Source organism: Cognatishimia activa (assembly GCF_001458335.1).
GTDB lineage: Bacteria > Pseudomonadota > Alphaproteobacteria > Rhodobacterales > Rhodobacteraceae > Cognatishimia > Cognatishimia activa.
Window position 1 is genome coordinate 608,373 of sequence record NZ_CYTO01000009.1, and the last position, 9,671, is coordinate 618,043.

Annotated in this window: 15 protein-coding genes; 12 read left to right on the forward strand and 3 right to left on the reverse strand. The window is 55.2% G+C overall.

Going from position 1 to position 9,671, the window contains the following annotated elements:
- A partial coding sequence (locus TA5113_RS17080) for a hypothetical protein (protein WP_131726433.1) occupies positions 1 to 200 on the reverse strand: 200 nt, incomplete at its 3' end.
- A gap of 51 nt (positions 201 to 251) precedes the next feature.
- Between TA5113_RS17080 and TA5113_RS07475 the strand changes: the two genes are divergently transcribed.
- Positions 252 to 488: a penta-EF hand family protein gene (locus TA5113_RS07475; protein WP_058315694.1), complete on the forward strand. Its 237-nt coding sequence runs from the start codon at positions 252 to 254 to the stop codon at positions 486 to 488.
- Positions 489 to 543: 55 nt separating this feature from the next.
- Here TA5113_RS07475 and serS read toward each other — a convergent pair whose 3' ends face one another.
- Positions 544 to 1,836: a serine--tRNA ligase gene (gene serS / locus TA5113_RS07480; protein ID WP_058315695.1), complete on the reverse strand. Its 1,293-nt coding sequence runs from the start codon at positions 1,834 to 1,836 to the stop codon at positions 544 to 546.
- A 218-nt stretch (positions 1,837 to 2,054) separates the two neighbouring features.
- On the opposite strand from serS, the gene yajC reads away from it, so the two are divergent.
- From yajC to TA5113_RS07530, 10 genes are all read left to right on the forward strand, one after another.
- Positions 2,055 to 2,339 (forward strand): preprotein translocase subunit YajC, encoded by a 285-nt coding sequence (gene yajC / locus TA5113_RS07485; protein WP_058315696.1) that lies wholly within the window; start codon positions 2,055 to 2,057, stop codon positions 2,337 to 2,339.
- Positions 2,340 to 2,361: 22 nt separating this feature from the next.
- The gene (gene secD / locus TA5113_RS07490; protein WP_058315697.1) at positions 2,362 to 4,023 is read left to right on the forward strand and encodes a protein translocase subunit SecD; all 1,662 of its coding nucleotides are present in this window, start codon (positions 2,362 to 2,364) and stop codon (positions 4,021 to 4,023) included.
- 2 nt (positions 4,024 to 4,025) lie between these two features.
- Positions 4,026 to 4,994: a protein translocase subunit SecF gene (gene secF, locus TA5113_RS07495; RefSeq protein WP_058315698.1), complete on the forward strand. Its 969-nt coding sequence runs from the start codon at positions 4,026 to 4,028 to the stop codon at positions 4,992 to 4,994.
- Complete coding sequence (locus tag TA5113_RS07500) at positions 4,987 to 5,739, forward strand: sulfite exporter TauE/SafE family protein (protein WP_058315699.1); 753 nt, start codon at positions 4,987 to 4,989, stop codon at positions 5,737 to 5,739. Before secF ends, TA5113_RS07500 begins: the two co-directional genes overlap by 8 nt.
- A 28-nt stretch (positions 5,740 to 5,767) precedes the next feature.
- Complete coding sequence (locus tag TA5113_RS07505) at positions 5,768 to 6,127, forward strand: Mth938-like domain-containing protein (protein ID WP_058315700.1); 360 nt, start codon at positions 5,768 to 5,770, stop codon at positions 6,125 to 6,127.
- Between the two features lie 3 nt (positions 6,128 to 6,130).
- Positions 6,131 to 6,748: a heme ABC exporter ATP-binding protein CcmA gene (gene ccmA, locus TA5113_RS07510; protein WP_058315701.1), complete on the forward strand. Its 618-nt coding sequence runs from the start codon at positions 6,131 to 6,133 to the stop codon at positions 6,746 to 6,748.
- Positions 6,745 to 7,401, forward strand: coding sequence for a heme exporter protein CcmB (gene ccmB / locus TA5113_RS07515; RefSeq protein ID WP_058315702.1), 657 nt, complete (start codon positions 6,745 to 6,747; stop codon positions 7,399 to 7,401). The genes ccmA and ccmB overlap by 4 nt, the downstream gene beginning before the upstream one ends.
- Positions 7,402 to 7,495: 94 nt before the next feature.
- Positions 7,496 to 8,245 carry a heme ABC transporter permease gene (locus tag TA5113_RS07520; RefSeq protein ID WP_058315703.1) on the forward strand — a complete coding sequence of 250 codons (750 nt, stop codon included), beginning with the start codon at positions 7,496 to 7,498 and terminating at the stop codon, positions 8,243 to 8,245.
- Positions 8,242 to 8,391 carry a heme exporter protein CcmD gene (gene ccmD, locus TA5113_RS07525; RefSeq protein ID WP_181949461.1) on the forward strand — a complete coding sequence of 50 codons (150 nt, stop codon included), beginning with the start codon at positions 8,242 to 8,244 and terminating at the stop codon, positions 8,389 to 8,391. The genes TA5113_RS07520 and ccmD overlap by 4 nt, the downstream gene beginning before the upstream one ends.
- Entirely contained in the window at positions 8,384 to 8,914 is a 531-nt protein-coding gene (locus tag TA5113_RS07530) for a DsbE family thiol:disulfide interchange protein (RefSeq protein WP_106387472.1), read from the forward strand. Before ccmD ends, TA5113_RS07530 begins: the two co-directional genes overlap by 8 nt.
- 3 nt (positions 8,915 to 8,917) lie before the next feature.
- Here TA5113_RS07530 and TA5113_RS07535 read toward each other — a convergent pair whose 3' ends face one another.
- Positions 8,918 to 9,256, reverse strand: coding sequence for a DOPA 4,5-dioxygenase family protein (locus tag TA5113_RS07535; RefSeq protein WP_058315844.1), 339 nt, complete (start codon positions 9,254 to 9,256; stop codon positions 8,918 to 8,920).
- Positions 9,257 to 9,480: 224 nt separating this feature from the next.
- Here TA5113_RS07535 and TA5113_RS17165 point away from each other — a divergent pair.
- Positions 9,481 to 9,671, forward strand: a 191-nt coding sequence (locus tag TA5113_RS17165; RefSeq protein ID WP_370736435.1) for a DUF1223 domain-containing protein, incomplete at its 3' end; no start/stop codon positions are given.

The following is a 9,671-nucleotide window of genomic DNA, read 5'->3' on the forward strand; positions in this document are numbered from 1 at the left end:
TAGCAGCTTTCAAAACGGTGCGCCTTGTTTGGCCGACGGATCAGCAAGACCTCGCCATCGGCGCGTTTTGCCGAGACCCATTGGCCAAATTCTGCTGCGATTTTGAGCCAATTTCCGCGCGCGCTTAGCGGCCAAATGCCCGAAATCACGCCACCTTCATCCTGCGATTGTGGGCCCGAAACGGGGCTGTCATCTCTCATCTCACGGGGATGCCCCGTCATGAAACGAGACATAAACTCAGGAGATAAGTTATGAAAAAACTCGTTCTATTTGCAGCACTGACGGCAATGGGCCTGGCGACAACAGCGATTGCTGAGGTTCTGGTGGAAGACACAGACGGCAATGGCGCATTCAGTTTTGCAGAGCTGCAGGCGGTCTATCCAGAGCTATCTGAGGAAGCTTTTGTTGCCTTGGACGCCGATGAAAGCGGTGAGCTGTCTGAAGACGAGCTGAAGCTGGCAATGGAAATGGAAAAGCTGCCGAAATAAAAAACAATCTCGCCCCAGATTGAAGAAGGCCCGGCAATGTGCCGGGCCTTCGCATTTAAACAAGCTCGCCGTTTGCAGAGAGCGTTGTCTTGCCACCCAAGTAGGGGGCGAGCGCCTCTGGCAGTTTGACCGAGCCATCTTCTTGCTGGCCGTTCTCCAGCACCGCAATCAAGCAGCGCCCCACAGCCAAGCCAGACCCATTCAGCGTATGCACATATTCCGGCTTGCCGCCATCCTCGGGCTTAAAGCGCGCATTCATACGGCGCGCCTGAAAATCACCGGTGGTGGAGACAGAGCTGATCTCGCGATACGTGTCTTGGCCAGGCAGCCATGCTTCAATGTCAAAGGTGCGCTTGGCGCCAAAACCCATATCGCCGGTACACAGCACAACGGTGCGGTAAGGAATGCCCAGAGCTTCTAGAATACCTTCTGCGCATTTGAGCATACGTTTTTGCTCTTCGTCAGATTCGTCTGGATGGGTGATGGACACCATCTCGACCTTTTCAAACTGGTGCTGACGCAGCATGCCGGCAGTATCGCGGCCCGCAGATCCCGCTTCAGAACGGAAACACAAGGAATGTGCCGTCAGGCGGATCGGCAGGTCTCGCGCGTCTAGGACGTCGCCAGCCACGGAATAGGTCAAAGGGATCTCAGAGGTCGAGATCAACCACCAGCCATTGGTGGTTTGATAGCTGTCTTCCGCAAATTTCGGCAATTTATCCGTGCCATACATCGCCTCATCGCGCACCAACACCGGTGTGTTGATCTCGGTCAACCCGTTCTCATCCACATGGGTGTTGATCATGAATTGCGCGAGCGCACGGTGGATACGTGCCACGGCACCTTTCAGATAAACAAACCGCGCGCCAGAGATCTTTGCCGCGGTGTCAAAGCTCATGGACGCCGCAACACCGCCGATTTCGTAATGCTCTTTCGGTTTGAAATCGAATGTCGCAGGCTCGCCCCACTTGTTGACTTCAACATTATCGTCTTCATCGGCCCCATTAGGAACGTCCTCTGCGGGCGCATTGGCAATCCGTGCCAGCATGTCGGTCAACTTTGCATCGAGCTCTTTGGCCTCGTTCTGCATCGCGGCCACTTCAGCTTTCTTGTCACCGACAAGCGCGCGCAGGCGTTCAAACTCCGCCTCATCCCCTTTGGCTTTGGCAGCACCCACATCTTTGGCGGCTTTCTTTTGGTCCGCCTGAGCCTGTTCAGCCGCAGTGATCTTTGCCCGACGCTCAGCATCTACTGCCAAAAGCTCCGAAGACATCGGCGCGTCTCCACGGCGGGAGAGGGCGGCATCAAACGCTGCCGGATTTTCGCGGATCGCACGGATGTCATGCATGGGATCTAGTCCTTCAAAAGTGATTCATTTGGTGAGGTGGTTATGCCGTATTTTTTTAAGCTCTGTAAGCTTCTGTCGTACCTCGCTTGAAAATGAGTGAGTTAGGCTAATTCCCCAAGCATATGCAGCATGTTTCACACCTTGCATCCTAACCCTTTCACACATAGGTTCCCTGCAAAATTCGCGGCAGGTGCCGCGCCAACAACAAGGACACCCCGATGGAAGCGATTGGCCAATTTATCCCACTTATTCTGATCTTCGGTATCATGTATTTCCTACTGATCCGCCCGCAGCAGAAAAAAGTGAAAGATCACCAAGCCATGGTGGCTGCCGTTCGTCGCGGGGATGAGGTCGTGACCCAAGGTGGTCTGATCGGCAAAGTGGTTAAAGTCAAAGACAACAACGAACTGGATGTTGAACTGGCAGAGGGCGTTAAAGTCCGCGTCGTTCAGTCCACTCTGGCGCAGGTTGTTTCCAAGACCGAACCGGTTGAATCCAAATAAACTCTGATAAGGCTGGCGCATAATGCTGCAAATCGCCCTCTGGAAACGGGTCCTGATCTGGAGCGTCTGCGCCCTGGGTCTGCTTTTGGCCCTGCCCAATGGCTTCTACCCACGGGTCGAAGCACATAACGATGCCTCCGCATCAATTGAAGCCGGGTTCTCCGGCAATGGGTTAGAAGAACAGGCGGCCATGTGGCCGTCTTTTCTGCCATCCTCCCTCGTTAACCTTGGCCTAGACCTGCGCGGTGGTGCGCATCTTTTGGCGGAAGTGCAGGTGGAAGATGTGTATGAGACCCGCATCACCTCTTTGTGGCCTGAAGTGCGCAACCTGCTGCGCGAGCAGCGCGCGACCGTGGGCACCATTCGCCTGCAACCTTCTGATCCAACAGAGCTGCGCGTAAAGATCTCGCAACCGGACGCGATCCAAGACGCGGTTGCCGCAGTGCGCACTCTGGCGCAGCCGGTTGTGTCATTGACTGGAGCAGGGGCGACGGACCTTGTTGTTTCTGCGGATGATGACATGGTTGTCGTCACGCTGTCAGATGCTGAGAAGCTGGCAACAGACGAGCGCACCGTACAACAATCCCTTGAAATCATTCGCCGTCGTATCGACGAGGTGGGCACACGCGAGCCGACAATTCAGCGCCAAGGCGCGGACCGGATCCTCATTCAGGTGCCGGGCATTGGCTCTGCGAGTGAACTGAAAGACATCATCGGCACCACGGCTCAGCTGACTTTCAATCCAGTTGTAGGCCGTGCAACCGACCCAGAAGCACCAGCCGGTGCAGGCAACGAAGTTGTTCCATCGCTGGATGAAGAGGGTGTTTACTACATCCTTGAAAGCGCTCACGTCGTGAGTGGCGAAGAACTGGTCGATGCGCAGCCGAGCTTTGACCAAAACGGTCGCCCGGCCGTGTCTTTCCGCTTTAACCCATCGGGCGCGCGGAAGTTTGGTGACTATACGGCCGACAATATTGGCTCTCCATTTGCCATCGTGCTGGATAGCGAAGTGATCTCTGCGCCGGTTATCCAAAGCCATATTGCGGGTGGCTCCGGTATCATCACCGGGAACTTCTCTGTCGAGGAAAGCACCAATCTCGCGGTTCTGCTGCGCGCAGGTGCTTTGCCAGCGGGGCTGGAATTCCTAGAAGAACGCACAATCGGTCCAGAGCTTGGCCAAGATAGTATTGAAGCCGGGCGTATTGCCTGCTTGGTCGCCTTTGCGGCGGTGCTGGTCTTTATGTTCCTGAGCTATGGCACGTTTGGTCTCTTCGCCAATGTGGCGCTGATCATCAACGTGGGCCTGATCTTTGGCCTGCTGTCTTTGGTGGGCGCAACTCTGACCCTGCCGGGTATTGCTGGTATCGTCCTGACCATTGGTATGGCCGTGGACGCAAACGTGCTGGTCTTTGAGCGGATCCGCGAAGAGTTGAAAACCAAGAAGGGTGTCGCGCGCGCGATTGACCTTGGCTACGAGAAAGCGCTGAGCGCGATTATCGACGCCAATATCACCACCTTCATCACAGCGGTGATCCTGTTTGCCATGGGCTCTGGTCCGGTGCGTGGCTTCGCCATTACCTTGGGCGCGGGGATCATGACATCTGTCTTCACCGCGATCTTTGTCACCCGTCTGATGGTTGTGATCTGGTATGAACGCCGCCGTCCCAAAACGTTGGAGGTGTAAAGATGCGCTTAAGACTTGTTCCTAAAGAAACCAGCTGGGATTTCTTCGGTAAGACGAAGATTTCCATCGGGTTTTCATCTTTGATGATCATCGCATCTATTGCGTTCTTTTTCATCCAAGGCTTGAACTTCGGCATCGATTTCCGCGGTGGCACAACCATCCGTACAGAAAGCGCTCAGACGGTTGTAGTCGGCGATTACCGCGCGGCGATTGACCCGCTTGGCTTGGGCGATGTGACCATCACCGAAGTGTTTGATCCGACTTTTGAAGACAACCAAAACGTCACCATGATCCGCATTCAGGCCCAAGAGGGCCAGGAATCGGTGACCGCTGATGTGGTGCGTAATGTGGAACTCGCTCTGAAAGAGGTGGCTCCAGACATCACCTTTGTCTCAGTCGAATCCGTTGGCCCTAAAGTTTCCGGCGAGCTGATCCAGACTGCGGTCATTGCCGTGGTTTTGGCGATTGCAGCGGTTCTTGTCTATATCTGGCTGCGCTTTGAATGGCAGTTTGCCGTCGGTGCCGTTGCGGCGCTCGTGCATGACGTCATCCTGACCATCGGGATCTTTTCGGTGCTTCAGATCCGCTTTGATCTGGCCATCATTGCAGCTCTGCTGACCATCGTGGGCTACTCGCTGAACGACACGGTTGTTGTGTTTGACCGGGTGCGCGAGAACCTGCGCCGTTATAAGAAAAAAGACCTCAAAGACGTTCTCAATCTCTCGATCAACGAAACCCTGAGCCGGACGGTGATGACATCTGTCACCACCTTGCTCGCGCTTCTGGCCCTATTCGTTCTGGGTGGAGATGTTATTCGTGGCTTTGTCTTTGCCATGATTTGGGGGGTTATCGTGGGTACTTATAGCTCTGTTTTTGTTGCATCAACGGCTCTGCTGAAGCTTGGGGTCAAGCGGGATTGGTCTAAACCTGACAACACCGCAGGCAATCAATTTGCAAATGTAGATGCATGATTTGCTTACAACAGCCCTGGCGACGCCGGGGCTGATTTGGCTGGTGCTAACCATCATGGCCGCGGGCATTGTCCGCGGCTTTGCTGGTTTTGGGACAGCGCTGATCTTTGTCCCAATCGCAAATATCTTTCTGCCAACAGCTGATGTGATTGCGGTTATGGTGCTGACCGGGATCTGCAGCGCAGCCGCGCTTTTGCCGCGAGCCGTGAAAGTCGCAGAATTGAAAGACGTCTCGATTTTGGGAGGTGCCGCGATCCTCACCGTGCCAATCGGGTTGTGGATCATGACACAACTGCCTCAAGACATGATCCGTTGGATTGCGGCCCTGATCGCCGCTGCGATGCTGTCAGCCTTGATCCTTGGGTGGCGTTACACAGGAAAGATTGATCTCAAACGGTTGCTCGGAATCGGTGCGACCGCTGGCGGAATTGGGGGAATGACTGGGCTGACCGGGCCGGCTGTTATCCTGTTCTATCTCGCAAACGGATCGCGTGCAGTGATTGTTCGAGCCAATACCATCGTTTTTCTTGCCATCCTTGATGTGGTGATTGCCATCAACATGACCATCGGCGGATTGATCACGTGGCGGCTCGTCGCATTGAGCTTTGTGTTGGCCGTGCCCTATTTTATAACCTCCCGATTGGGGCAAGCATTGTTTGACCCGAAATACGAAACCACGTATCGATCAATGGCTTATCTGGTAATTGGCCTCGCCGTTGTGACGGGGCTTCCGCTCTGGGAATAGTAAGCGCGCCAAACGTTGGAGGCAGGCCTTGCGGTTGACCGAGATCCAATTTGGAGATGCCCAACCCATCGAAAGCTATGGGCCGGATTTCGTGCGCGTTGCGGGCGAAGTGATGGCCGCGCCGACTTTGGTGCACGCCACTGGGGCTGTCCATTGGGGCGGCACAGAGGATACCGATACGATCATCGCATTGGCCGCTGAACTGGACTTTATTCTGCTGGGAACGGGGGCAGAGATGCGCCATGCGCCTGCAGAGTTCAGAAAGGCTTTGGAAGAGGCAGGGATTGGCGTTGAAGTGATGAAAACGGACAGCGCTTGCCGAACCTACAATGTTTTGGTCAGCGAAGGCCGCCGTGTTGCAGCCGCGATCCTGCCGGTGGAGAATTAATCGGTGGCTTTGGCAGTAGAGAACCTATCGGTCGCCCGTGGTGGCTTGCCGCTGCTCGCAGGGGTTCATTTCAGGGTTGCTGCGGGACAGGCCCTGATCCTGCGTGGACCCAACGGGTCCGGTAAAACCACGCTACTGCGGAGCATTGCGGGTTTGCAAAAGCCGACTTCTGGGCGCGTGGAATGTGCGGAAGATGCAATTGCATATGCGGCACACTCAGATGGTTTGAAGTCAAACCTGACAGTGTCAGAAAATCTTGCATTCTGGGCTGACGTTTTTGGCAATGACGACATTAGCCCCGCATTGGAAGGCTTTGATCTAAAATCGCTTTCTGACCGACCAGCGCATGCATTGTCTGCTGGTCAGAAGCGGCGACTTGGCCTTGCGCGGCTTTTGGTGACAGGACGCCCGATCTGGGTGCTTGATGAGCCCACAGTGTCGCTCGACCAGACTTTCGTCGCCATGTTTGCTGATGTGGTCAAATCGCATTTGGCCGGTGGCGGCAGCGCCTTGATTGCGACCCATATCGATTTGGGGATTGAGGCCGAAACCCTCGATATCAGCGTTTTCAAGACCGACCCAACAGCGGATCTTGGCGCATTTGACGAGGCGTTTTTATGAGAGCGCTTTTAAGACGAGACCTGACCCTTGCGTTCCGATCCGGAGGTGGATTTGGGCTTGGTCTCGCGTTTTTCTTGATTGTCGCGATCTTGGTGCCCTTTGCGGTGGGGCCAGAAAACGCTCTGCTCTCAAAAATCGCGGCAGGCATCCTGTGGCTCGGCGCTTTGTTAGCTTGTCTTCTTTCCCTTGACCGTATCTTTGCGCTCGACTGGGAAGACGGCACCCTTGATTTGCTGGCGACCGCTCCTGTGCCTTTGGAAATGGTCTGCGCCGCCAAAGCTTTGGCCCATTGGCTCACGACTGGGCTGCCCCTTACTCTGGCCGCGCCGGTCTTAGGTATTTTGCTAAGCCTCCCGCCTGAGGGCTATGTCTGGCTCATTGCCTCGCTTCTTCTTGGCACACCTGCCTTGTCTGTCATCGGCACATTCGGTGCAGCGCTCACCGTTGGCATCAAACGCGGGGGCCTTTTGCTCTCGCTCTTGGTTTTGCCGCTCTACGTCCCCACTTTGATCTTTGGTGCCGAAGTGGCGCGTCGTGGGGCAGAAGGGCTAACGGTAACCACACCTCTCGCGTTGATGTCCGGAGTGTCGCTGGCGGTGATCGCAGTGCTCCCCTTTGTCAGCGCCTTGGTATTGCGGGTGAATTTGAGATGAGGGGGCAGGTTTGTTTGAGCAGGATCAATGTGACGCAGTGGATTTTGCACGAAGAAGCGTGCGTCCAGACACGAAAGCGAATTAGAAAGTAGCCATGGCATCTATTTGGCAATATGCGAACCCAGCGAAGTTCATGCGCCTGTCCGACACCCTTTTACCTTGGGTGTCTTTGGCCGCGGCCTTGTGCTTGGTCGGTGGGCTGATCTGGGGGTTCTTCTTCACGCCAGATGATTTCCGTCAGGGCTCGACCGTCAAAATCATCTATTTGCATGTACCTGCGGCGCTCATGGCGATCAATATTTGGTTCATGATGCTGGTTGCCTCACTCGCATGGTTCATCCGCCGTCAACATATCAGCGCCTTGGCTGCCAAAGCAGCAGCACCGATTGGAGCCGTTATGACAGTGATTGCTTTGCTGACAGGGGCGATCTGGGGCGAACCGATGTGGGGAACATGGTGGGTTTGGGACCCGCGTCTGACCTCCTTTTTGATCCTGTTTTTGTTTTATCTGGGCTATATCGCCCTTTGGGAAGCGATTGAGAACCCAGAGACAGCCTCTGACCTCACGGCAATCCTATGCCTCGTGGGCTCTGTTTTTGCGGTGCTCAGCCGCTACGCTGTGAACTTCTGGAACCAAGGCCTGCACCAAGGCGCGTCCGTCATGCGGGCAGGGGCCATTGCGGGCGACACAGAAGAACGGGTCAGCAACGTCTTTGCGGCCCCTCTGTTTATGTGTATCGCCGGGTTCGGGTTGCTGTTCGTGGCGTTAATTCTGATGCGCACAAGCACTGAAATCCGCAAACGCCGCGCGGCGGCGCTGATGGCACGGGAGCGCATGTCATGATGCCCGATCTTGGAAAATACGCAGGAACGGTTTTATCCGCCTATGGCGCGTCCATTATTTTGATCGTGGGTTTGGTGTGGTTGAGCGTGCGCGCGGCCAAAAAATCTAAAAAAGCTTTGGACAAACTGGAGCAAAATGATGGCTAAATTCTCGCCTTTGATGGTTGCGCCTCCCGTTATCTTTGCTGGACTTGCAGCCTTGTTTTTCTTTGGCATGCAGCGTGAAAACCCCGATGAACTGCCAAGCGCAATGGTTGGGCGACAAGCGCCAGCCGTGATGCTCGAGCCGCTGGATTTCTTAGATCCTGCCACTGACGCCGATCTGCGCAGCGGCGAGCTCACGCTGGTCAACTTTTGGGCCTCTTGGTGCGCGCCGTGCCGTGCAGAGCACCCAACCTTGGTGCAGCTTCAACAAGAGGGGCTGACAGTGATTGGGGTGAACTACAAAGACACGCCAGAAAACGCTGCGGACTTCATTGAGGAACTGGGCAATCCATTTGTCAAAGGTGGGGCTGATCCCAATGGGCGCATGGCGTTGAACTGGGGCCTTTATGGGGTCCCAGAAAGCTATCTTGTGGATGGCGACGGCAATGTTCTGCTGCGCATTGCAGGGCCACTGGTTCAGCGAGAGCTAGAAGGCCGGTTGCGCCCCATCCTGAACGCGCAATAAGCCTTAGCGGAAGATCGACAGGTTCAGGGCCAGCCCTTCGCTAAGCCAGATCCCATGATCCCGGTGGTCTTCCAAATGCGCCCCGGTTTCGGGATGGCAAAAGACCACCAAGTCATCGCGATTTAACGCAAGCCATGGCAGCAGCTTTTCAAACTGCGCAGGCGTTGCCCCCAATTGGCACGATGGCAAAGGGTGGGGACCAACGGCGCGGTCATGCATATGGCCCATCTGAACCCCAAACTGCATTGCCGCGGTTTCACACAACGCTTGAGCCTGTGCTTTGGTCTCGGCGTCAAAGTAGACGTGGGCGTGGTAGCCCTGAATGTTATCCGTATGTTTCATGCTTTGAACATGCGCATGGACGATTTCAAAACAATCATCAGAAACGCGCAAAACCTGTGCAGGGATGCGCGGCTCATTTCGAACACACATTTTCTGACGGAATTCTCGCAATTCGTTGATTGGCGTTTCAACCCCGTTCGTTTTATGCAGGAATAATACCTGAATTTGAGGAAGGTTTTGGGATGGCAGCACTTCAGCGATGGGTTGGGATTGCCGCGCTTTCAATGGCGGGCATGTTTACTTCCGTAGCCAATGCAGGGGATCACCCGGTTGTGGTCGAACTTTACACGTCTCAAGGATGCAGCAGCTGTCCGCCCGCGGACGCCTATTTTGGCAAAGAGCTGGTGGGGCGCGATGACGTGATCGCATTGGCGCTGCATGTGGATTACTGGGACTATATCGGCTGGAAAGACCA